Genomic DNA, 24,257 nt, shown 5'->3' on the forward strand with positions numbered 1-24,257 from the left:
GCTTTAATTTTTGTTGGCGCTATCGCCCAGCAGACGCTCTTCGCGGTCAAACTGCAACAGGGCATCGATCAGTTCATCGAGGGCCCCCTGCATGATCTGGTCCAGTTTATACAGCGAAAGGTTAATCCGGTGATCGGTCACACGCCCTTGAGGAAAATTATAGGTCCGGATCCGCTGACTGCGGTCCCCTGAGCCAATCAGCGTCCGTCGCTGATCCGCCCGCTCTTCCGCGGCTTTCTGTTGCATCTGCTCCAGCACACGACTGCGGAGCACGCGCATCGCTTTGGCTTTGTTTTTATGCTGACTTTTTTCATCCTGGCACTGCACGACGGTGCCCGTTGGTAAGTGCGTGATTCGGACGGCACTTTCGGTCTTATTAACCTTCTGGCCCCCCGGGCCACTGGCATGGAACGTATCCAGGCGAATGTCGTCCGGCTTAATTTCGACTTCGACTTCACTGGCCTCCGGCAGTACCGCCACAGTCGCAGCACTGGTGTGGACGCGGCCCTGTGTTTCGGTTTCAGGAACCCGCTGCACCCGATGGCCGCCACTCTCAAACTGCAGCCGATGGTAAGCCCCTTCACCTGAGATCGAAAAGGTCACTTCCTTGATGCCCCCCAGCTCGGTCGCACTCATATCGAGTACTTCAGTCTTCCAGCCTTTCTGGGCTTCGACGTAGTGCTGGTACATTTGAAACAGTTCGCTGGCAAACAGAGCGGCTTCATCGCCACCGGCTCCCGCTCGGATTTCCATGATCAGACCACCACGGGTAATGGAATCTCCGGCGACGACCAGATCTTCCAGTTCCTTCGTATGCTTCTCATGTTCTTCGCACAGCTGATCGAGTTCTTTCTGTGCGTACGCTTTCGCGTCCGGGTCGGTTTCTTCTTCCAGCATTTCCCGGGCGACTTCGATGTCCTCTTCACGGGTGTTAAAGGCACGAACTTCCAGGGCGACTTTCGCCAGTCCGCCGTACTCACGCTGAATTTCGACCAGCTTAGCGTTGTTTGTCAGTACCTCTGGATCCTGCAGCTGTTTTTCCAGCTCTTCGTAACGTTCCAGCTTGGCCTGTAGAGTGGGAAATTTCATTTACCCGAGTCCACGAATTAAGTCCGTCTGATATTGATTCCCCGGGTCATCCGTTTGACCGTGGAAAGTGGAATGAATCAGATCTGAGAAAGAAAAGAAACAACCATGTATTAAACGAGGCTCATACGGATTTTCCGCAGAGCCTCATTTCGATTTCGATGGTTCAGGCCGCTACTCGGCTTCTTTCTTGTCTTCCCCTTCGGCTGCGTTGCGTTTGTCCCAGTTGTATTTCTTCTGGAACTTTTCCACACGACCGGCACTGTCGACGAACTTCATCTTGCCGGTGTAGTAAGGGTGTGACTTGGAACTGATTTCGACCGAGACCAGCGGGTAAGTGTTGCCATCTTCCCATTCGATGGTGGACTTCGAGGTCGCAGTGGACTGAATCAGAAATGAATCACCTGTCGAAGTATCCTTAAATACGACCGGGTGATAATCGGGATGAATGTCTTTTTTCATTTTACTCGACTTCTTTGTTACCTAATAACCTGTTCAATCTGACGGACTGTCTGCTGGCAATCCGACATCGGGGGACGTTGAATCCACAATGTTCCCGGCATGCCTCCAACTTGATCAGCCTGATGCATGCCCGCGTTTTGCTTCACAAGCCTGCTGCCACAGAGTTCACGTCTGCAGGCTCGGATTCCTAAAATCTGGAAACAAAACGGCTTATAGAATTCTCGCTTTACGAAACAACACAGTTTACGTTCCGCCTGTCCAATGAGCAAGCGCAAAGGCAATCCAATTCAAATTCACATAAAGCATTAAAATACATACAGATACGTCAATTATATTCAGCAAAATGTCTCCCATTTCGGGCATTTTTTGAGATTTTTACGGACTGAGTCGATCCTCCTCGGATAATCCATCTCAAATTCAGAGAGATCCAGCAGATGATGGCAGAATACAGCCCCAACAGCTTTGCCAGCGATTTCATTTCAGAACAACTCTCTATCTGTTTTGAAATTCAAATGTTAAGTAACTTGGCCTCCTGCCTGAGACCGTTTAGAGTTAAAGAGGTCTGGAGCAACAGCTGCTCCTTCTCATTTCTCCTGCAGGAACACCAAAGATGACACAGGCGTTGAACTGGAACAGTCAGAATCTGACTCATGGATGGCAACGGGGCGTTACCGCGTTTTACTACGGTCTTGGCTTCTCTGATACAGACTTTAACAAGGCGCAAATCGGAATCGGCGTCCCCCTGCTGGATGGGAATCTCTGCAATGTTCACGCGTATTCACTGGCAAAAACGATTGCTGAGGGATGTCAGTCTGCCGAGATGATCGGCTTGCCTTTTGGCACGCCGGCAGTCAGTGACAACATTACCCAGGGCCAGGAAGGAGGCAACGCCAGTCTCCCTTCCCGAAACATGATCGCCAATGCAGCCGAGTGTGTGGTGAGTGCTCACTCCTACGATGCCCTGATCGGCCTGCATAACTGTGATAAAAATGGGCCCGGCTTCGCCATGGCTCTGGCTCGCCTGAATTATCCCGGTCTGATTGTCAGTGGTGGCAGTATCATGCCCGGTTGCCATAAGGGGCATGATATTTCCATCCTCGATGTTTACGATTCTCAGGCCGCGGCCTCCGTGGGAGCCATGGAAGAATCAGAAGCCGATGAAATCCTGCGGACCGCCTGTCCCGGCCCGGGGGGATGTGGTATCGCCGCTTCGTTCAACACCTGGGGAATTGCCCTGGAAGCGATCGGCCTGATGCTGCCCTTCAGCAGTTCGACCCCCGCCATTGACGAAGCGAAGAAGACCGAATGCCTGAATGTCGCTTCTGCAGTCAAGCACCTGCTGGCAGAGAACATTCGCCCGCGTGACATTCTGACGCGCAAAGCCTTTGAGAATGCCGCTGCCACCATTGCCGCCATTGGTGGATCGACTAATGGAATTCTGCACCTGCTGGCACTGGCCCGCGAAGCAGGTGTGGATTTCCAGTTGCAGGACATCCAGGAAATCCTCAGAAAAACTCCTGTTTACTGCAGTTTTGCTCCCCGCGGGAAAAAAACCATGGTGGACCTGCACCATCTGGGCGGGACTCCGATTCTGCTCAAACATCTCCTCAAGGCCGGCATCATTGACGGTAGCTGCCTGACTGTTACGGGAAAAACACTGGCCGAAAACCTGGCAGACATTGGCGATGTCCCTGCGGACCAGGAATTGATCGCTCCCCTCGGTCAGCCTTATAAAGAATATGCCGACATGCAGGTCTGCTTCGGCAACCTTGCTCCCGGGGGAATCGTCTTCAAAGTCTCCAGCATGCAGGAATCGCATTTCACCGGTGTCGCCTGCTGCTTCGATGAAGCCAAAGGGGTTGTAGACGCAGTAGAAGCCAACCAGATCAAACCGGGAAGCGTGATTGTGCTGCGCAATCTCGGACCGGTTGCCTCAGGCATGCCAGAAGTGCTGGTTGCGACAGCCGCCCTGACCGTCCCGGAACTCGATGGGAAAGTCGCCTTCATTTCCGACACGCGTGTCTCGGGAGTCTCGCACGGTGCGATTGGCGTGCACTGTTCTCCCGAAGCCGCCATCGGTGGCCCCATCGGTCTGGTACAGAATGGCGATCAGATTTCCTTCGACCTGCTCAAAGGAACGATCCAGCTGGAAATTAGTGAAGAAGAACTCACACAGCGCCAGTCTGACCTGACGGTCAAACCAGTTCAACACACGCGAGGTTACCTGGCTGATTTCTCAGCCACGACGTCCCAGGCCCACCACGGCTGTGTGAGCAAGGCGCTGCTCCCTGACTGCGAATGAACCGGAATCGATGACGCATTAATCACAGGAGAAAAACCAATCAGTATGAACAATCCCGCCGCTTTCCCAGAGGACCTGTTTCAGACACTGGAAGAATTTCAACAGAAGCATCTACTGACCTGGTGGAGCGAACTCGATCCGTCACAGCAGGATGAACTGGTCGCACAGATTAGAAAGATTAACTTTGCACAGATCCAGCGGCTTTATTCACCCGGTAGTTCTGCAGACAGTGAAGAGTCCCCTGCTCAGAAGGCAGAGCGGGCCACGCGCCCCGCGACCGTCGTACGTCTGACAGACCGTCAGTCTGATTCTTCAGAGTCAACTCAGGCGATCGCAGCCGGAAAAGAATGCCTGTCAGCAGGAAAAGTGGGAGCGATTCTAGTGGCGGGAGGACAGGGTTCACGTCTCGGTTTTCCTCACCCCAAAGGCATGTATCCTGTCGGTCCGGTACGTCAGACCTCCCTGTTTCAGATTCTGGTTGAGCAATTGAGAGCGCGGGCGAAGCAGGCAGGTCAGCCGATCAGTTATTTCATTATGACCAGCGATGCCACTCATGATGAAACCGTGGCCTACTTCCAGCAAAACCAGAATTTCGGTCTGGCAGATGAGAACCTGTTTTTCTTCAAACAGGGAACCATGCCCGCTGTTGACGCACAGACCGGAAAGATCTTACTGGAAAGCAAACACCGCATCGCCGTCAGCCCGGACGGTCATGGAGGCATGCTGGCGGCTCTCAAGAATTCCGGTATGTTCGATGAGATGCGCAAACAGGGAATCGACACGCTCTACTATCATCAGGTCGACAATCCGACTGCGATCGTCTGTGACCCGGAATTCCTGGGCTATCATCTGAAGCGGAATGCCGAAGTCTCCGTCAAAGTGGTCTCCAAACGCTCTGCAGATGAAAAGATGGGAGTTGTCTGCGATGTGGACCAGAAAACCCAGATTATTGAATACAGTGATCTGCCAACTCATATTGCAGAACAGACTGATGAACAAGGCCAACTGCTGCACTGGGCCGGCAGCACCGCCATCCACGTGTTTAATCGGGATTTCCTGGAACAGATTGCCGATAATGACGATCAGTTTCCATTCCACCGCGCCAACAAAAAGGTGCCGCATCTCGATGCATCCGGATCTCAGGTGACCCCTGAAACGCCGAATGCGATCAAATTTGAACGCTTCATTTTCGATGTGCTGCCGGTCGCAGATACCGTTCTGGTCTATGAAATCGATCGCGAACGCGAATTTAACCCGCTGAAAAATGCGGAAGGACAGGACTCGCCTGCGACCGTTCAGGCTGCTCTGAAGCGGATTGCCTCTGAATGGCTCTCGGCCTGCGACGTCGAGGTCCCCGCAGACTGCCCCGTGGAGATCAGTCCGCTGCTGGCGCTGGACGCAGAGGATCTCAAATCGAAAGTTGCAGCGGACCTGACGATCAATGGCCCCCTCTACCTCGGAGAATAACAGCCCGGAGCCAGCCTGAGCTGGCAGGGACTCGTATCTGGAGAAACAAAAATGCTGCATACGGTGGTCATGGCGGGTGGCAGTGGTACGCGGTTCTGGCCTCAAAGCCGAACAGCGATGCCCAAACAGCTGCTCAAACTGGTTGGCGAAGAGACCATGATTCAGGAGACGGTAACCCGTTGCCGCCCGCTTTCGCAAGCCGACCAGACCTGGATCGCCACTAACGCGACGCTGGCACCGGAAATCCAGCGACAGCTTCCCCAATTAAACCCGGAACACATTCTGGTCGAACCAGTGCCTCGCAATACCGCCCCCTGCATCGGGCTGGCTGCCATTCACCTGCTGAAACAGGATCCTGAGGCAACCATGCTGGTAGTCTCCTCAGACCATGTCATCCGTCCCGCTTCCGGATTCCAGCAGACAGTTCAGCACGCTGTGAACCTGATCGATGAGGATTCGGAAACGCTGGTATTGATCGGAGTGCCTCCGAATGTTCCCGCGACTGGATATGGTTACATTCAGACCGGCGCGGAGATCAGTCCCGCAACCGGACCGGGTATGAAGGTAGCTGCCTTCAAAGAAAAACCGGACCTGGAAACCGCACAGCAGTATCTCGACAGCGGCGAATACCTCTGGAACTGCGGCATCTTTGTGTGGAAAGCCCAGACGCTTCTGCAGGCCCTGAAAAAATACGAGCCGGAAATGCATTCAGCTTTAAATCGAATTGCGGCCTCGATCGGGACTCCAGAATATGCAACAGTACTGGCAGAGGAATTTGCTTCGATGAAATCGATTTCGATCGACTATGCCATTCTGGAACATTCCAGGGAATCTCTGGCAGTGGTCCCGGCTGAGTTTGAATGGGATGATGTCGGCAACTGGAGCACACTGCAGAAATATTTCCCCACCGATGAGAACGGAAATACCGTGGTCGGACTGCACTGTGGGATCAAGACTTCGGATAGCATCATTCGTACGACTGACGATCATCTGGTAGCGACTTTCGGCGTCAGTCATTGCCTGATTGTGCATACGCCGGATGCCACGCTGATTGCCCCCCGGGATGATGAAGCAGCCATCAAAGATCTGGTGAATGCATTGAAGGAGCGGGGTTATGAACGATACCTCTGAAATCAGTGGGCCATGCGAAGCCGATTTTCCGACAGAAGGTCGACTCCTGGGACTGGACTACGGCACAAAACGGGTCGGCATCGCGATCTCGACTGCAGAACAGAACATCGCCAGCCCGCTTGATAATTACACGCGTCAGACTTCTGAACAGGACCAGAAGCACCTGCAGAAAATCATCACAGAATATCAGTGCCGGGGGCTCGTGGTCGGGCTTCCCGTACACATGAGTGGCGACGAGGGTCAGAAAGCGAAAGAGGCCCGCCGCTTTGGCGACTGGATCAGCCAGTTTGCGGGGATCCCTGTCCGCTACTGGGACGAACGTTATTCCTCTGCCACCGCTGAAGAATTCCTGATGAATATGAATATCAGCAGGAATAAACGGAAAGCCTATCTGGACAAGCTGGCCGCACAGATCATCCTGCAATCGTTTCTGGACAGTCCGAACCGCGACCAAAAACCGGAATCTTTTTGAACCGATTCCGTCCCTGTTCCCGTATAATAGATGAAAACGCTTTGCTTACTGAACTATGTCAGATCAGAAACACGAACGGACATTGATGAAACAACATCCTCTGGATCGCGAAGAATATATCGAACAGGTCTACTTCTTCCGCAACTATCGCGAGCGGCTGGAAGATGCGATTCCCTCGCAGGTCATTCTGGCCACGATTTACGAAGAGATTCTGGCAACCACCAAACTTCCGATGGCAATCGACTTTCTCAAAAGCGAACTGCTGCTGACCGGTCGGATCTCGGATGGAATGGGAAAACTCGCGCATTACTTCACCCCGTTTCAGACCTTTATCCTCAAAAATGCGGAAGATGAGAAATCAAAATTCGATCAGAAAACGGCTTTGAAAATCCTGGAACGGGAGGCTGAATATCGTTCTGAATCTCCCAGCAGTGCCGGCCTGTTTATCTATCAGTTTGAATGCATCTCACGTAATCGTCTCGGCTATCACGTCGGACTGGAAGCGATCTCCCGGGACACACAGTACGATGCAGACTGGTCGGAATGGATTCGCAAACTCAAGATTCAGCTCGGTGCCGTCGATTTTGCCGATCTGCTCTATTTACGATCCCAGCATTTTGTCGATGAACAAAGGCGCATACCGGGTAATGCCGACTTTGAACCCAGCTCTCCAATTCTGTTCAGCAGTCAGGATGGCAGAATTGCGAAAGCGAATCACAACCGGGATCCGCTATACATGTTTGCTGCCCTGCAGCGACAACTGGGGTATCCCAAAGTTCCCCGCAGTCTGGCCAAACCAGATAAACTCATATTTCATCCGGCTTTAGAGGCACGATTACATAAAATTGAGATGCGACTGCAACTGATCGACGCTGAACTCAAAGGGAAATTTGATTTGAAACAATTCATGGTGAAGGATCAGAGATTTGACGATCTGGATCTCAATAGAGACATATGAACACACGGTCATATTTTCCTGCAATTTTGAAATATGACTTGTCAACGACCACCTGTTTTCCCTAACATTAGAGTATCGAAGCTGTACTTATCGCATGATCAGGCGAAACTGGTCAGTAAACTGGAAAGTTTCTTGAGAATTTAACGCTTTGACTTTGTCTCATTAACATTCAGGAGGTAACATCCCACCAGCTTTGTTAAACGTTCCCGCCTAAAAAACTTAGAGAGTAATGCCTTTAATTTCCCACCTTTAACCTACACCCGCCTTATGTAGGACCTTTTGAAAGGCTCACGAAGATGTCTACGATCACTATTGATGCGCCCGAAGCGCGCCCACTGTATCCCTCCACAACTGCCCACCACCAGACGCAAATTCAGTCCATTGTTAAAACAATCATCTGGACTGCAGGTACAATCATCTTCTGTCTGGCAATGTTCGATTTTTATGCCCAGACTTATGCACATGAAACCGAAATCGCTCTGCAGCAGGCACAGGCTGAAAAACTCGATCTCAACCAGGATCTCAGACTGAATGATATTGCCCCTTATATCGCAGGCGCTCCCATCATCAGCACTCGTCCTGCAGACAAATACACACATATGTGCAAAGAAATGAAGCAATACACCTGGAAAGGCTTTTTCAAGAATTACACCCTTTCCCTGTATGTCGGTCTGGGTGAAAACCCATCGATTGACTACGTGCATGGTCCCGGCAACGTAACCGAAGAGTCACATAGACCCATTGCTCCCAAGATTAATCATATCGTGGATCTGGATTAATCCACCGCTGGTTGAACATCAGCCTTGGGCAGACTATAACATCTGCTCAAGGCTTTTTTTATTGATTGAACATTTCCAGCACAAATTCGCCACGCCCCAGCTACGACACAGAACAGCAAGAAAATCACATGGAACGCATCGAAGGCCACCTCTATGACTATCCGAAATACTATGACCTGATTTTTGGTGATGACTGGAAAGCGGAATTTGACTTTCTACAGAACTGTTTTGAAAAGCATGCCACCCGTAAGGTCAAACGACTCTTTGAACCCGCTTGTGGGACCGGACGTTTACTGATCAAACTGGCTCAGGCAGGCTATCAGGTAGCCGGTAACGACCTCAATCCGCATGCCATCAAATACTGCAACGACCGGCTGGAACGCAGTGGGTTTCCCCGCTCCGCAGAGCTGGGGGACATGTCCGATTTCAAGCTGAAACGGCCCGTAGACGCTGCGTTCAATACGATCAACAGCTTCCGCCACCTGCCGAGCGAGACGGCTGCAGAGAATCATCTGAAATGCGTGGCAAATGCCCTGAAACCCGGAGGATTGTATATCCTGGGACTGCATCTGACTCCAACGGAAGGCGAACCGATGCAGAGCGAAAGCTGGTCAGCCCGTAGAGGAAATCTACAGATCAACTCGCACATGCAGTCCATCTGGACGGATCTGAAAAAACGCAACGAGCATCTGGAAATGACGTTTGATGTCTATACACCGACCCGCCAGTTCCAGCTGTTTGACACGATGGACTATCGCACCTACACCGCCCCCCAGTTTGACGCGTTACTGGCCAAAGTCCCCGAACTGGAAGTGGTCGAACTCTATGACTTCATGTACGAGATGGACTTTACCATCAAGATTGATGCGCGGACCGAAGATGTTGTCTTTATTCTGCGGAAGAAATAGTCGGCTGCTTGTAAAAAGCAGAATCCGTAATTACCCTTCGCTCGCTTCGGCATTGGGAAGCACGCGGGTACCAATATTCTCGCCCGCAACGGCTTTTTCGATATTCCCCACTTTGCGGAAGTTGAACACCAGAATCGGAATTCCGTGTTCCATGCAGTGATGCAGGGCCTGGGCATCCATCACCTGCAGATTCTTATGCAGAACATCCTGATAACTGATTTCCGAGAAACGGACCGCGTGGGGATTCTTTTCAGGATCGTCAGAATAAATCCCATCAACTTTGGTCGCTTTGAGCAGGATATCGGCATCGATTTCGCGAGAACGTAAGGCGGCAGCGGTATCTGTGGTTACAAAGGGGCTACCGGTCCCCGCAGCCAGAATCACCACACGGCCTTTTTCCAGATGCCGGATACAGCGTCTTCTGATGAATGGTTCCGCGACCCCTTCCATCCGGATCGCAGTCTGCAAGCGTGTCGCGACTCCGGCCATTTCCAGAGCATCCTGCAGAGCCAGGCCGTTAATGACAGTCGCCAGCATCCCCATGTAGTGCGCTGTCGCTGGATTGATCGAACCACTGGAAGAGGAAAACTGTTTCCCCCGCAGAATATTTCCACCACCACAGACGATTGCCAGTTGCACCCCGGAATCAACGAGCCGTTTAATCTGCGCTGAAATGGACTCCAGCTCTGACATGCTGATGCCCCCTTCTCCATCACGGCAGAAAACTTCGCCACTCAATTTGAGCAGCACACGCTGGTAGGCAGGTTTCAACAGGGGAGCAGGAGAATCATTCATCCGTGGATTCCTCAATGTCAGAAAAGTTGCTTAGATTAGATACGGAGTGCAGACAGTGTAGAAAAAAACGCACGCGCGCCCGGGGCACGCATGCGTCTATCGGTAATTTATATTAGCCGCCAATCGCCCAACGGGTGAATGAAACAGCTTCCAGTCCTTTCTCTGCCAGAGCCTGGCTGACGGTCTTGGAATCATCAACAGCAAACGGCTGATAAACCAGTACACCCTGCTCAACAAAGAAAGTCTTCATTCGGCCATCAACGATTTTCTCGATGATATTATCGGGCTTGCCGGTGGCCTTGGCTTCTTCAATCAGACGATTCCGCTCTTCTTCAACAACAGCAGAATCGAGTTCATCTTCTTTGACAACGGTAGGCTTCAGAGCTGCGATGTGCATCGCGACCCCTCGCAGCAGTTCCGCATCAGCAGCATCGCCGGCAGCCTGGAACAGAACGCCAGTCTTGCCGTCATGGTGCACATAGCTGCCACAGGGAGCTTTGGCACGAGCGATTTGGGAAACCACGATCTTTTCACGGATCTTGTTGAGCATATCCATGAAGTCGTCGTTCAGGGTTTTCCCGGCTGACTTTTCAGAAGGCAGTGCCAGCAGTTCTTCAACAGTATTGACTTCCGGATTCGCCAGCAGCTGAACAGCACAGGTGTTCGAAAAGTTGACCAGATCTTCACCACCGGCAACCGGTGCTGATTCACAGACCACTTCCAGCATCACAGTATCAGAACCATCATCGCTGGTCAGAACAGTAATCCGACCTTCACTGGTTGCGTTATCACTTCGCTTCAGCTGAATTTTACCAGCTTCTTCACGCAGAATTTCAATTGCTTTATCCTGATCGCCATCTGCTTCCTGCAACGCTTTTTTGCATGCCATCATCGGCAGGTCAGTCATTTCGCGTAACGCTTTCACGGCTGCTGCTGTGATTTCAGCCATCTCAGTCATCTCCTTCGTAAGCAATTCACTGGGAAATTGCTTTAAATTCTAATCCGATGTAATTGTTGATATTCATTGTGCTGCTGCCGACCGGCCAGTCAACCAGATCAGCAGCAGTCACGATCACTGTCTTTCTTAGACACTCGATTACAGAGAAGGTACCGGCTTTAAATCTTCTTCGCCGCCTTCATTTTCATCTTTTTTACCGGTGTCGGGCAGTTTTTCTTTTCCGGTCATCACGGCAGAAGCCAGCTGATTCATCACCAGACGGATGGAACGGATACTGTCATCGTTACCGGGAATCGGCAGATCGACTTCATCCGGATCAGAATCGGTATCAATCAGACCGACCACTTTGATCCCCAGAATATGGGCTTCGTGAACTGCGTTCTTTTCCTTGGTTGGATCGACAACGACCAGTGCTTCCGGCAGACGGTTCATGGTTCGGATACCGTTCAGGTTACGGAAGACTTTTCGCTTTTCACGCTGCAGTGTGGACTGCATTTTCTTCGAGTAAGAATTGATTTCGCCGGTTTCTTCCAGTGTTTCCAGCTCTTCCAGACGTTTCAGACGGTTACGCACAGTCCGGAAGTTGGTCAGTGCCCCACCCAGCCAGCGTTCGGTTACATAAGGCATGCCACAAGCGATCGCGGCATCGCGAATCGGGCCCTGGGCCTGTTTTTTAGTTCCAACAAACAGGATCAGACTGCCCTGTGAAGAGACCCGTTCCAGATATTTTTTGCCCCGCAGAATTCCGCGGACCGTTTCTTTCAGGTCGATGATATGAATTTGATTCCGGCGTCCGTAGATGTAGGGACGCATCTTGGGGTTCCAGCGGCTGGTCTTGTGGCCGTAGTGAACACCCGCTTCAAGAATATCTTTAACAACTAAATCAGCCATCTTCTAACTCCTCATTTTAAAGGGCACATGACCTGCCAGGGGCCACGTTCTTAAGTAAATACAATCAATAGACTTATCTACTGAAGGCGTCTGTCATGAAATTCCAGTTCTCTAAGCGCACTCTGAGCTGACAACACTGCGGCGTGCGAATGGATGGATACTATCGGAGTTATCGGCGCCCGTCAAACCATGCGACCGTTAATTCAGGGAATTGAATCGAATTTGAAGCACCCGTTCCGGGAAGTTGGTCTCATCCTGAATAGCGGGAGTCGATATACTCCTGAAAAGCCCGTTTAAGTTAAGAATCTGTCACCTGTTGCGAATGTATTAGAATACAGAATCCCGGCATTCCACAGCGACTCAATCGAAAAGCAAATATGTCATCCACACTGCACGTATTTTCCAACACCACCTGCCAGCTCAGAGACAGTCTGCGCGCTCTGGAGCAGCAGTCCGCTCAGCTGGAACTTCCCGGTCTGGCTGGCCGCGAGTGGTTTGAGATACTGGAACGGAAACTGATTCCCCAGCTGGCGGATCAGATCTATCTGGTCGTCGCCGTCGTCGGCGGGACCAACATCGGTAAAAGCGTGATTTTCAATCATCTGGTAAACCAGCAGACCAGCGCCATCAGCCCACTGGCATCACAGACCAGACACCCGGTCTGCCTGGTTCCCTCCGGCTTTGAAAATCGGCACGATTTGACAAAAGTCTTCCAGGGATTCCAGCTGGTTCCCTGGTCATCTGCAGAAGACCCTCTCAGAACCGATGAACAGCACCTCCTGTTCTGGCAGGAATGCAGCCCCCTGGCCCCGAACCTGCTGGTTTTGGATACGCCAGACATCGACAGCGATGCTGAGGTCAACTGGGAACGAGCCGAACGCATCCGGCAGTCTGCTGATGTCCTGGTGACCGTGCTGACGCAGCAGAAATACAATGACGCGGCTGTCAAAAAGTTCTTCCGCGAAGCAGCGCGGGAAGAGAAAGTCATTATCACCGTGTTCAATCAATGCCAGTTGCCCGACGACGAAGAGTACTGGCCTCTCTGGTTGAATACGTTCTGCCAGGAAACAGGAGTCGATCCGGAACTCGTATTCATTGCCCCCAATGACCGACAGGCAGCCAACAATCTGCAGCTCCCCTTTTATCGGCGTTTCTTTGAACCTGCGACTGATGCGAGCTCAGAAAATCTGAAAGCGGAAACACCCGAGACCGATTCTCCTCTAAACCTGATGCAGGTTCTCTCCGAACTGCATTTCGATGAAATCAAAGTCCGCACTCTCAAAGGGGCACTCCACTATCTGAGCGACCAGGAGACCGGTGTGCCCGCTTACCTGCGGGAAATCAAGGCCCGGAGCCAGGAGTTTCTGGCTGCATCGGAGCTGCTCTCCGAACATGAACTGGCTGAGATTGATAACTGGCCCCTGGTACCCAATCCCGTCATCGTGCATGCGATTCGCAAGTGGTGGCAGGAACAGCGGGAAGGCTGGTCGGCTCACGTCCACGGTTTCTACAATGCGATTGGTAAAGGTGTGCTCTGGCCCGTGCGATACCTGCATTCGCTGGCCACCGAAGAAAAACAACCTCCCATGGAGCTCTATCGCGAACAGGAATGGTCAGTGGTGTTGCAGACGGTCGAAGGGATCTACGATCGTCTGACCCTGGTCAGCGAGTTGGGAAATGAATTGCTCACCAACCGCCTGAAATCGCTGCTCAAGGGAACCTCGCGCGAGGAATTACTTAAAATCCTGCATCAGGAACACGCTGCATTCGATTTTGATGGCCAGCTCGAAGAACTGATTGACCGGGAAATGACGTTCTTCAAAGAGGAAAGCCCCCAGTATTACACGTTCCTCAAACAACTGGATCGTGTGGCAGCCGTCGGTCGTCCCGCCCTGAGTGTAGGCCTGTTCTTCGTGGGCTTCGGCGCCGTGGGCGATGCAGGCACGCAACTGGTTACCGATACCATGATCCAGTCGGTGGTCAACGTCGCCGGTGACGTTGCCGGGGGCGCCGCAACCACGACGGTCGGGGAGACCGCCGTCAGCAGTACGACTGCCACCGGGATGGGATACCTCGAAGCAAAGTTTCGCAGATTCCATGCCGTCTTCGCCCAAAAACGAACCGAATGGCTGGCAACTGCGATCCGCGAACACTTGTTGAAAACACTGCCGGAAGAACTGAAATCAGCCGTCTCTCTGCCCGACTCCGAGGCATATCTGGTGGTCCAGAAACTGACGATTGAACTCGAAACAGAATTGAAACAACTGCAGGTCTCACTCTAGAGCCTGTCCAGGCGAATATGAATTTAGCACAGGACCTGATTCCTCATGCCCACGTCGGAAATCGCACAAATTGAAATGCTGGCAGCCGTGGATGGACTGATCCAGCAACTGACCAACTGGAGTCAGCAGCCCACCGGATGGAAAACGGCACAACAGTGCCAGGCCGTGATCCAGCAGCTGCTTCCCCGTCTGGACATGCTGCGGATTCGTCTGGAATCGCCGCTGGTGGTTGCCACCTTTGGGGGGACTGGAACCGGCAAAAGCAGTCTGGTCAATGCCCTGATCGGCTCCTATTGCACGACCTCGGGTCGCCAGCGTCCCACAACCACACAGCCGGTGCTGATTGCGCACCCTGACACGGATCTGGACCGACTGGGACTCGACCTGAGCCAGTTTCAGGTGGAACAGAAACCGCTGGATCAGCTGCGGAATATTATTCTAATCGACTGCCCCGACCCGGATACCTCAGAAGAAACGGAAGGGGAAAATAACCTTACCCGACTGCAGCACATCGTTCCCCTCTGCGATATCCTGCTGTATGCCTCGACCCAGCAGAAGTACCGTTCCGCACGGGTCTCTGAAGAACTTCGCGAAGCGGCCGTGGGGCGTCGTCTGATTTTCGTCCAGACACATGCGGGCCTGGACGATGACATTCGGGAAGACTGGCGGGCGCAGCTTTCTCAGCAGTTTGACGTCCCCGAGATCTACTTTGTCGATTCGGTTCGTGCCCTGGAAGATCAGCTCGCCGGTCGCCCTGTCGATCCGGAATTCGCGAGCCTGCAGAACATCCTCAGCACCCAACTCGGAAAATCCGAACGTCTACAGGTTCGACGGGCCAACCTGCTGGAACTGATACAGCATGCCATTGATCATTGCACACAGAAATTTGAACGGAATCTGCCGGAAATCCACGAACTGGAATCCTTCCTGAAACAGCAGCATGTCACGCTTACAACCCAGATGTCGCGGGAACTCCAATCGGAATTACTGATCAGCCGCAATCTCTGGGAACGCAGACTCCTCTCCTGCATCTCTGATTCGTGGGGCGCCAGCCCTTTTGCCATGATGCTGCGTCTCTACAATGGTCTGGGAAACCTGATCGCCTCGGCCAGTCTGTTTCGAGCCCGCAATTCGGCCCAGGTCGCTTTGATCGGTGCGTTGCAGGGAGCCCGTTGGCTGGGGAATCGCCAGAAGGAGCAGGCGGCTGAAGATCGGCTGAAACGCATCGGTTCCTTTGGGCTCGATGATAACACACTTCGCGAATCCCAGCTGCTGATCGACGGCTACACCCAGGCGGCTGGTCTGCAGAATCAACCACCACTGGCAGACTCGCTGGAACAATTGCAGACAGAAGCGGCTTTTGTGGAGGAAGAATTTCTCAGTGATGCGGGCACGAAGATTGATGGCATCATCAGCAAGCTGGCACGAAAAAACTCGGGCTGGTTCACTCGCCTTATCTATGAAAGCCTGTTCCTGGCGTTTGTGATTTATGCGCTGGTCCGGATCGGTAGAAACTTCTTTCTGGATTCGTTTTTTAACGAATCACGGATCCTGCCCATCGACTTCTATGTGACAGCCGGAGTCATTTTCCTGTTCTGGACCGGCTTTCTGGTGATGATGTTCACGCGCAAACTGAAGCGTGGACTGGAACAGGAGATTAACCAGCTCTCGGATGAGCTCGCCCAGGCGAAACTGTCACATGGACTGTTTCCACTGCTGGAACAGGAATGCCGCCAGGTTCACAGCCTGCAGCATTCCCTGGAACGCATGGGAGGCGAAGTCCATCACCTGCGTACAGAAATCGCCTCGTCCCGGATATTGGGGGCTTGGAAAGTACAGGAACCGACCGGGAAAGCCGGCTCAGGTTAGCCAGAACGCAGTTGATTATTTGCGATTGTAAAACATCTCTGCAATGCTGTAGGCACTCAAAGATCCGGAGCGACTGACCTCTTTGCCATCAATCACCAGGATGAGCGTGGGCAGCGACTGCACGTTATATTTATCCGTGAGCCCGGGATGTTGATCCACGTCGATCAGACGAATGTGGCTCGCTTTGCTTTCACCGATTTCCCAGTTCTTGTCTCGCAGAGCGGGGAACTCGTTATTTTTCATCTGCACACAGGCAGGACACCAGCTGGCGGTAAACACCAGAATCTGATGATTGGAAACATCTTCTTCCATCTGGAATAATTTGGCTACGTTTTCGGGGAGGGCAGGTACTTCCACTGCCTGCATTGGTGCCAGAGAAAGAGACAGCACCATCGTTGCTGGAATGAGCGTGTTCATTGTGATCCATTACAATTTGAAAAGGGACATTTCGAAACGTCATTAACAATAGCCGACCACAATAGCGTGTCGAACTAACCGGTTCAACCGTCAAAGTCGACTCAAATTGACAAGATTCCAATTCCCCGCTATAGAGTCTTTTTGATAGATTCTACTGTTTCCTACTTAGATGGCTGACTCAGAATCCCCCGTAATAGTAATCCAAATCAAGACTTACGCCCCATCCTGTCCAAGCCTGAATCGATCGCAAATTGACCTTGGATAAAACAGCCTGGATCGGTTTCAATACGCTGCCCGAGCCAATCCAGCCTCTTATCGATTGAAAAGACACGCTCATGACCTGGTTGAAAATGTTCCTGCTGTCGATCATTCAGGGGATTACAGAGTTCCTGCCCGTCAGCTCCTCTGGACACCTGGTCATCGTCGAAAGTCTTATGGAGATTCAATCGGATCAGACTGACGTCAACATTGTCCTGCACGCAGGTACCCTGCTTTCGATCCTGATCTTTTACCGCCGCACCATTTTTCGACTGCTAAGCCAGGACCTGAAGGTCATTCCTCTGCTGATCGTGGGCACACTGCCGGTGGTTGTCATTGGGCTGACCGCCAAGAAGTTCGCCGAACATTACCTGGAAAGCTCTCTGCTCGCCGGTTGCATGCTGCCTGTCACCGGGCTGTTTCTGTTGATGATTCCCCGCATCCCGCAGACTGACAAGAGTTATACAGAGATCACCTACAAGCAGGCACTGCTGATCGGTTTCGCACAGGCGTTTGCCATTCTGCCTGGCATATCGCGGAGTGGCAGCACGATTGTCGCCGGCCTGCTGACCGGCATGTCACGCCAGTCAGCAGCCACCTTCTCATTCCTGCTGGCGATTCCGGCTATCTCCGGCGCGACGATTCTGGAAACTGCCGAGATCATCTCCAGCCAGCACCTGACAACGCCCCTGAGCCTGCTGGCGGCTGGTGCCATCATTTCCGCCGTCGTGGGGATTGTCGCCCTCTGGTTGCTCGTACGCTGGCTGGAAAAGGGGAAACTCCACTACTTCGCGTACTGGTGCATCCCCGTGGGAATCATCATCGTAATCATGCAACTCATCTGAGAGTCGCGGATTTACCGTCGACCTGCCCGACGTACGTAACACTTCAGCGACCGGGGAGGCAGGACAGCCACACGCGGGTAGAGCGTGGTTCCATCCCGCTTGGGGAAGATATCCAGCGGAGTACGTGCTGATGTATCAATCACCAGATTCCACGCTTTCGGTTTGATGCCATCCGGCAATTCAAACGCCTGCGGATCAGGAGAGGAGTTAACCATGATCATCAGGTCCGAGCCGTCTTTGATCCGTTTGGATGTATGTCTCGCCCCCAGGATGCACATCAGGCAATGCCTGTCATGATCCCATTTGACGGGTTCACCCATCACGTTATACCAGCTGACATCCGGCAGTTTTTCCACGCCATCGGATTGCCCTGTCAGGAAATTCCGCTGCCGGAGCGTGGGTTCGTTTAACCGGAAATGAATCAGCTCTTTGCAGAAGCGATACAGGCCCCGGTGCTTATCGACCAGCGACCAGTCGAACCAGGAGATTTCGTTATCCTGGCAGTAAGTATTGTTGTTCCCCCGCTGCGTTCTGCGACATTCATCGCCTGAGAGCAGCATGGGAACCCCCTGACTCAAAAAGAGGGTCGCCAGGAAGTTTTTAATCTGACGTTCGCGCATGGCATTGATGGCAGGGTCGTCCGTAGGACCTTCCACACCAAAGTTCATACTGATGTTGTTATTTTCGCCGTCGCGATTGTCTTCGCGGTTAGCATAATTGTGTTTATGTTCGTAGCTCACCAGATCGTTGAGTGTAAAACCATCATGCGCTGTAATGAAATTCACACCATGAAACGGCTCACGACCGGTTTTCTGATACAGATCGCTCGAACCGGAGATTCGTGTGGCATAGTCGCCCAGTGAGGGCATATCGCCTCGCCAGAACCGTCTGATATCATCGCGGTAGCGGCCATTCCATTCCGCCCAGCGGATATGTGAGAACGATCCCACCTGGTAAGCACCTGCCGCATCCCACGCTTCGGCGATCAGCTTGGTATCTGCCAACAGGGGATCTTCTGCGATCGCTTCCACCAGGGGTGGATTCGGAACGAGATGCCCGCTGCGGTCGCGGCTCAAGATCGAAGCCAGGTCAAAGCGGAATCCATCAATGTGATAATTGCAGGTCCAGTACCGCAGGCAATGGAACATCATTTCGCGGACAACGGGATGATTCCCGTTAATGGCGTTACCGCAACCGGAATAGTTCGAATAGTATTTACCGCCCTGCTCCAGATGATAATAGACCTGGTTTTCAAGTCCGCGGAAAGAGAGTGTCGGACCGTTCTCATTCCCCTCGGCAGTGTGATTGAACACTACATCGAGAATGACTTCAATTCCCGCTTCATGCAGGGCACGTACCATTTCCTTGAACTCGCGCACCTGCGCCCCGGGCTCCCTGTTGGTTGCATACCCACGATGCGGCGCAAAGAAGGCCAGTGTTTCATAACCCCAATAGTTCTGATGATCGGTAAACGAACCATCAGCCTCATTCATCGGGAATTCGTGAATGGGCATCAGCTCAACTGCAGTCACGCCGAGATCGATCAGATAGGGAATTTTTTCGATGACTCCCAGGTAGGTCCCGGGGTTCTTCACATCACTGGTCTCAGAGTTGGTAAAGCCACGGACATGCATTTCGTACACAACCGTGTCAGCCAGATGATGCCGCACATGACGGTCTCCCTGCCAGTCGAACTGGTCATCCACGACCACACATTTAGGCGGACGGACAATCCCGTCGAGAGAAGACTGAAAATTGCCTGCCAGCGCTTTGGCATATGGGTCGATCAGCCGTGCCCGCTTATCAAAGCGCTGTCCAATTTCCGGCTGAAAAGGACCATCTGCCTGGAAGTGATACAACTGCCCCGGACCAATCCCGGAAATGAAGGCAGTCCAGATATCTCCCAGGCGTCCGTATTCCTGATTGAACCTGATGACCTCAGAAGGTTCAAGATCATCGACATGATTGTACAACAGCAGCCACATTGCAGTGGCAGAGCGGCTATAAACAGAAAACAGAACCCCGTTATCCTGCGGAATCGCTCCGTAGGAAAAAGTATGCATCGAATGAATCGGGGAGCTGAGAGAGTGTACCAATTCGTGACCCATCTATTACCTGATCCTCACAAGTACTGTATTGAGTCCGTTACTTGAAAATTCCTGATTTTCTCTCCTGAGCACGAAAAAAGAAATCAAAGTTTTCAGTCCAATACAGTTTATTTATCTCAATTATATCAGCAGACACGCGTTTTGAAATCACGGTCTAAGCTGAATATTTCTAAACCAGATTTCCTCGTATTAATACTCTTTCGACGTCATTCTGAAGAATAATCATTCCTTTTTTTAATTCCCAAGGCGAACCTGAGAATCTTCTACGCCTGCAGAATAACTTCGAAATAATACAAGTTTTATCTACTACACAATTAATACTCAGTTTACATATAAATTGTTTGTCAGCTGCAGGCATTTTAACACGCAAATCAGGTTTCCCCAGAATATTTTTCGAATCAGAATCTTTTTCCCCAAAAGTAAACTGAGCTGCGGGAGACCCCACAGCTCAGTTTTTGCCTAACCGCATTGTTTATCCTGTAGTTATGAACCTGGGTTGCAATCAATTACGGGAAACGCCTCAGGGGAAGAAAGGGTCGTTCCGCATTGAATTGGTCGACACAGGAACAGAATTACGGTAAACCGGCTGAGCCACTGGACGGTAGGTCCGATACTGCGGACGTACATTCCAGTTGGAATTACCATAGGATGGGTAACTCTGGGAAGGATAACGGTACTGGGAAACCCCGCAGTTGCCGCCAGGACAATTGCCCGTGCCCATGCCACAGCTTCCACCTGAGCAGCTACCATAACCGGTTCCACAGTTACCAGTCGTACACGAACTGCTGTAACCTGTCCCCGTATAGCATCTGCCATTAGGACAACTGGAAGTTCCATAACTGGCCTGACCGTAATAAGGCTGGTAAGCAACCCGCTGCGGCTGAGCCTGGAAAGGTGCTGCGATTGCCCGAAACGGAAAAGTGAGCACATCCATCACCCGGCTTCCGGGTTGAGGCTGAGAATAGGCAGTCTGAACCGGTGTGGTCAGGCTGGCAGTGCTGAACTCAGCGGCATTCGATTTTTCGGAAACCATAACCATGGTCGCCAGACAAATTGCAAGCGTTGGAAATAAACGTTTCATTGCGATTTCTCCACATTTGTGAAAGTCATAAAACTGATGTCATTTAAACCACCACGTGGTGACTATTCACTAATGCATTCGCCATGCCATTTCTTTCACACCCCACAACAAATATAATCCTATCCCATTTCGTATCAGCATCTTACAAAACATTTCACCATAACCACAAAATCATTATCGCAACACCTCAGCCAGCCACAATGTAACATTTACGACAACATTCCTACAAACCAGACCTTACAAAGGGGACAATAATCCAGTCAGGTAAAATATCAGGGCTAACAGATGAGATCTATTTTATTTAAACCGTACAAACATCGAATTAAGCTAACACCTCATGTCATCATTTTGATTTCTAACCCTCATCTGAGAAGCCGCCTGTTCCGATTATCCTGAATAGACGGAATTGCCGATATTCAATATAAAGTCGCCCCGCCCCTCGAATCCAAACCCAGCCAGTGTCTATCAATCACAGCGATCCTCAAACAATGAACCGGTACACCAAAAAAGTCGATCAGTTTGCGGCTGCACCCATGTTTGTCGTTTCGATTCTGTTTCTGGCCTTTTTTGCGGGAATGCTGCACCTGCGAAACCTGGAATCAGAAGGACTTGCTCTGGCAATCTGTGAATGGAGCCTGTTCCTGCTCTACCCCTGCTTCATCATCGAAGCCATGGTTCACCTGGCCCTGGGAAGCCCCCGCTGGAAACTGAATCTGCTTTTCTGTCTGGTTCCCCCACTCAGAATCACTGCGCGAGATCAGATGACAGGCCGAGCCATCTGGTTTCCGATCCTGGCATGGTGTGAAGTCGATAAGCAGTTCTGCGAGCGCGTCAGGAAAACGTTCTCTGCCCCCATGCTGGTGATTGCACTGCTGGTCCTCCCCCTGTTCGCGGTTGAGCATTACTGGCAGAAACAGATTGAATCCAGCCCCATGCTGGCTGACCTGGCCGCAATGGCGACCGGCTTCATCTGGTTCGCGTTCACGCTGGAATTCATTATCATGATTTCCATCGAGCAGAAAAGACTGGATTACTGCCGCAAACACTGGATCGATCTGGCCGTCATCTGTCTGCCCATGATTGCCTTCCTGCGAACCCTGAAAATCACAGGCAGTGCGATGCGCCTGCAGCGTCTCGCACGCTCTGCACGGATCTTCCGCCTCAAAAGCCTGGTAATGAAGCTCTACAGGGCACTGCTGGTTCTGGAAATCGTCAATCGCTTCCTGCACAGAAACCCGGAAAAACGCATCGCCCGCCTGGAAGAACTGCTCCTGGAAAAAGAACAGGAAATTCAAGCGATCAAATCGGAAATGGAACTGCTTTCAGAACGGATCGCTCTCAAATCCCCGTCAGAAACCGAAGCTGAATCAGAAACTGTATCTATCACTCAGAGGAAAGCAGCCTGAGGTGCCCTCTTCCGAATGACTATTCTTCGCGATCATAGCGCGGTCGACGATCAGACCAGTCTCCGGGGAGTTTCTTCAGGTAGGCTTCCAGAAACTTGAGGATATCGACTTCCAGCCCCAGGCGTTTGCCCAGCATGTCAGTTCCTCTTAACTTGCCGGGATACGTCTCTTTAAACATTCTCCCTTTGGAATTGGTAGCGGAAGTCAACAGCGAAAACAGCTTTTCGGTGTAGTTCCGATCGTAAGAATCGCCGGAACTGCTGCAGACAAAGAAGCTGATTCCGAAGAGCGGCTCTTTAAGCTTCACGGCAGGCTGCGATGAGGTCAGACCTTTGACCTTCGACTCTGGTGAGATCAACACCAGCGCCCGGATGGTCTGCCCCTTGGGAGTCTTCGCCGCCAGCACGGGGGCATCGTCGTAGGGAACTTTACCCCAGTCCAGCAATGCATAGTTCAGCGCAATCGGCACACTCATATCAGCAGCAATGATTGCTGTCTTCTGCATGTTTAAATGTTTTTTCTGATGCTCTTCGAACAGAAATTTCCAGATCGTTTCCATATCAAGCACCACCATGGCCTTGTAGTCCAGTGCAGAAAGGTTAGCTGCGCGCGAACTCCCCTTCTGATTCTGGTTACCCGTGGCACCGGGAACATTGGGCTGGCTTTTGCCATGCTTGCGTAAATCGACAGCAATGACCGCATAACCATTCTGCTGCAATACCGAACCAAATTTATTATCCCAGACCCGTTTGTTGCCCCCCTTCCCGTGCAACAGCACGACGACAGGGGCATCAGCTGCATTACTCGATTCATAATAAGTAATCGCGATCGGCCAGCCCCCCTGCGAAGTCAGGGTCAGTTCCTGCGGTTTAGGAGGACCTTTGGAATCTTTGCTCTGTGCAAACAACGCACTGGAGGTCAAAAGTACCATTGAGAGAAATGTGAAAAACGAGCGTTTCCACTGACCATGTTGCATGCTGACGAATGACTTTCTCACAGGACCCCCTCGGCGTTGGAATTATTTCGTTGTAACTGTAAACTGAATGTAAACAGTTGTCCTCATGACTCAATAGATAGGTCGGTAATACTCTTATTCTATGGATAACGGGGGATCAGGTCAAATAGAAGTCGTCAGTTCTGTTCAGAGAATGTGCTGCTCCATGATATTTATATGTAAAGACTTAGAACTGATGAGTGTACTGTCGTTAAAACGTGGTTCCTTCAGACATGAACCGGTTGCCTGAGCTGTCGCTCCATCCCCTTTCAGACGGAATGCAGATGCAGAATCAATCTCCCGAAGAAACGGAACCCCAGACATTTCTGGGACTGAGCAGGGGCGATCAGTTCTTTGTGGGTGTGCTGTTGATTGTAATCCTCGGCCTCTCCCTGCTGCATCTGGCTCGACTTTCCCGCTGGGGAACCGAAACACTCGAGATCGAAAAACAGACGCCGCTGCCCTACGACTACCAGATCGATATCAATCAGGCGACCTGGGTCGAATTTGCTCAACTCAACCAGATCGGTCCCGTTCTTGCCAGACGCATCGTAGATTATCGCGAAGCACACGGCCCTTTTCGCTCCCTCGACGACTTACTGCACGTCAAAGGCATCGGACCCAAAAAACTGGAAGCCAATCGGAATCATTTTCTGCCGCTTCCCCCAGAGGTCAACCCTGGAAACTGACTGACAAACGTTCCCGCTGATCCTGCTGGAATTTAACGGTAGATTCTCAATTCTTTCACGCTCCCCTCTGATGACAGTTGATTCCACGCCCGTTTCCGG

21 protein-coding genes are annotated in these 24,257 nt (G+C 51.7%); 12 read left to right on the forward strand and 9 right to left on the reverse strand.

Going from position 1 to position 24,257, the window contains the following annotated elements:
- Positions 1–3: 3 nt before the first annotated feature.
- Complete coding sequence (gene prfA / locus Enr10x_RS16990) at positions 4–1,089, reverse strand: peptide chain release factor 1 (RefSeq protein WP_145110314.1); 1,086 nt, start codon at positions 1,087–1,089, stop codon at positions 4–6.
- 171 nt (positions 1,090–1,260) lie between these two features.
- A complete protein-coding gene (locus Enr10x_RS16995; RefSeq protein WP_145110317.1) occupies positions 1,261–1,548 on the reverse strand; it encodes a type B 50S ribosomal protein L31 in 288 nt (95 codons plus the stop codon).
- Positions 1,549–2,158: 610 nt separating this feature from the next.
- Here Enr10x_RS16995 and ilvD point away from each other — a divergent pair.
- The 7 genes from ilvD (at position 2,159) to Enr10x_RS17030 (ending at position 9,565) form a co-directional block, all read left to right on the forward strand.
- Positions 2,159–3,850: a dihydroxy-acid dehydratase gene (gene ilvD, locus Enr10x_RS17000; RefSeq protein ID WP_145450789.1), complete on the forward strand. Its 1,692-nt coding sequence runs from the start codon at positions 2,159–2,161 to the stop codon at positions 3,848–3,850.
- Between the two features lie 45 nt (positions 3,851–3,895).
- A complete protein-coding gene (locus Enr10x_RS17005) occupies positions 3,896–5,317 on the forward strand; it encodes a UTP--glucose-1-phosphate uridylyltransferase (protein WP_145110323.1) in 1,422 nt (473 codons plus the stop codon).
- 51 nt (positions 5,318–5,368) lie between these two features.
- Entirely contained in the window at positions 5,369–6,448 is a 1,080-nt protein-coding gene (locus tag Enr10x_RS17010) for a mannose-1-phosphate guanylyltransferase (protein ID WP_145110326.1), read from the forward strand.
- Positions 6,432–6,920: a Holliday junction resolvase RuvX gene (ruvX, locus tag Enr10x_RS17015; protein WP_145110329.1), complete on the forward strand. Its 489-nt coding sequence runs from the start codon at positions 6,432–6,434 to the stop codon at positions 6,918–6,920. Before Enr10x_RS17010 ends, ruvX begins: the two co-directional genes overlap by 17 nt.
- A gap of 85 nt (positions 6,921–7,005) precedes the next feature.
- On the forward strand, positions 7,006–7,878 hold the full coding sequence (locus tag Enr10x_RS17020) for a hypothetical protein (protein WP_145450790.1): 873 nt from the start codon (positions 7,006–7,008) through the stop codon (positions 7,876–7,878).
- A gap of 296 nt (positions 7,879–8,174) precedes the next feature.
- Complete coding sequence (locus tag Enr10x_RS17025; RefSeq protein ID WP_145110335.1) at positions 8,175–8,657, forward strand: hypothetical protein; 483 nt, start codon at positions 8,175–8,177, stop codon at positions 8,655–8,657.
- Between the two features lie 128 nt (positions 8,658–8,785).
- Complete coding sequence (locus tag Enr10x_RS17030; protein WP_145110338.1) at positions 8,786–9,565, forward strand: class I SAM-dependent methyltransferase; 780 nt, start codon at positions 8,786–8,788, stop codon at positions 9,563–9,565.
- Positions 9,566–9,595: 30 nt separating this feature from the next.
- Here Enr10x_RS17030 and pyrH read toward each other — a convergent pair whose 3' ends face one another.
- The 3 genes from pyrH to rpsB all read right to left on the reverse strand — a co-directional run bounded on the left by pyrH (position 9,596) and on the right by rpsB (position 12,209).
- Positions 9,596–10,360, reverse strand: coding sequence for a UMP kinase (gene pyrH / locus Enr10x_RS17035; protein WP_145110341.1), 765 nt, complete (start codon positions 10,358–10,360; stop codon positions 9,596–9,598).
- A gap of 112 nt (positions 10,361–10,472) precedes the next feature.
- Positions 10,473–11,309: a translation elongation factor Ts gene (gene tsf, locus Enr10x_RS17040; RefSeq protein ID WP_145110344.1), complete on the reverse strand. Its 837-nt coding sequence runs from the start codon at positions 11,307–11,309 to the stop codon at positions 10,473–10,475.
- Positions 11,310–11,456: 147 nt separating this feature from the next.
- The gene (gene rpsB, locus Enr10x_RS17045; protein ID WP_145110347.1) at positions 11,457–12,209 is read right to left on the reverse strand and encodes a 30S ribosomal protein S2; all 753 of its coding nucleotides are present in this window, start codon (positions 12,207–12,209) and stop codon (positions 11,457–11,459) included.
- A 377-nt stretch (positions 12,210–12,586) separates the two neighbouring features.
- Between rpsB and Enr10x_RS17050 the strand changes: the two genes are divergently transcribed.
- Together Enr10x_RS17050 and Enr10x_RS17055 are read left to right on the forward strand one after the other, a co-directional pair.
- On the forward strand, positions 12,587–14,491 hold the full coding sequence (locus Enr10x_RS17050; RefSeq protein WP_145110351.1) for a GTPase: 1,905 nt from the start codon (positions 12,587–12,589) through the stop codon (positions 14,489–14,491).
- Between the two features lie 45 nt (positions 14,492–14,536).
- Positions 14,537–16,360 (forward strand): GTPase, encoded by a 1,824-nt coding sequence (locus Enr10x_RS17055; RefSeq protein WP_145110355.1) that lies wholly within the window; start codon positions 14,537–14,539, stop codon positions 16,358–16,360.
- A gap of 15 nt (positions 16,361–16,375) precedes the next feature.
- Here the strand turns inward: Enr10x_RS17055 and Enr10x_RS17060 are convergent, their stop codons facing one another.
- Positions 16,376–16,777 (reverse strand): thioredoxin family protein, encoded by a 402-nt coding sequence (locus tag Enr10x_RS17060; RefSeq protein WP_145450791.1) that lies wholly within the window; start codon positions 16,775–16,777, stop codon positions 16,376–16,378.
- 335 nt (positions 16,778–17,112) lie between these two features.
- On the opposite strand from Enr10x_RS17060, the gene Enr10x_RS17065 reads away from it, so the two are divergent.
- Positions 17,113–17,880 (forward strand): undecaprenyl-diphosphate phosphatase, encoded by a 768-nt coding sequence (locus Enr10x_RS17065; protein ID WP_145110361.1) that lies wholly within the window; start codon positions 17,113–17,115, stop codon positions 17,878–17,880.
- Positions 17,881–17,891: 11 nt separating this feature from the next.
- Here the strand turns inward: Enr10x_RS17065 and glgX are convergent, their stop codons facing one another.
- A complete protein-coding gene (gene glgX, locus Enr10x_RS17070) occupies positions 17,892–19,988 on the reverse strand; it encodes a glycogen debranching protein GlgX (protein WP_145450792.1) in 2,097 nt (698 codons plus the stop codon).
- Between the two features lie 520 nt (positions 19,989–20,508).
- Positions 20,509–21,069, reverse strand: coding sequence for a hypothetical protein (locus tag Enr10x_RS17075; protein WP_145450793.1), 561 nt, complete (start codon positions 21,067–21,069; stop codon positions 20,509–20,511).
- A 488-nt stretch (positions 21,070–21,557) separates the two neighbouring features.
- Here Enr10x_RS17075 and Enr10x_RS17080 point away from each other — a divergent pair, with 488 nt between their 5' ends.
- On the forward strand, positions 21,558–22,475 hold the full coding sequence (locus tag Enr10x_RS17080; RefSeq protein WP_145450794.1) for a hypothetical protein: 918 nt from the start codon (positions 21,558–21,560) through the stop codon (positions 22,473–22,475).
- Positions 22,476–22,494: 19 nt separating this feature from the next.
- Here the strand turns inward: Enr10x_RS17080 and Enr10x_RS17085 are convergent, their stop codons facing one another.
- Positions 22,495–23,472, reverse strand: coding sequence for an alpha/beta hydrolase (locus tag Enr10x_RS17085; RefSeq protein WP_145110373.1), 978 nt, complete (start codon positions 23,470–23,472; stop codon positions 22,495–22,497).
- 281 nt (positions 23,473–23,753) lie between these two features.
- On the opposite strand from Enr10x_RS17085, the gene Enr10x_RS17090 reads away from it, so the two are divergent.
- Entirely contained in the window at positions 23,754–24,158 is a 405-nt protein-coding gene (locus tag Enr10x_RS17090; RefSeq protein WP_197996068.1) for a ComEA family DNA-binding protein, read from the forward strand.
- The last annotated feature ends 99 nt before the right edge of the window (positions 24,159–24,257 follow it).

It is taken from the genome of Gimesia panareensis, assembly GCF_007748155.1.
Lineage (GTDB): Bacteria > Planctomycetota > Planctomycetia > Planctomycetales > Planctomycetaceae > Gimesia > Gimesia panareensis.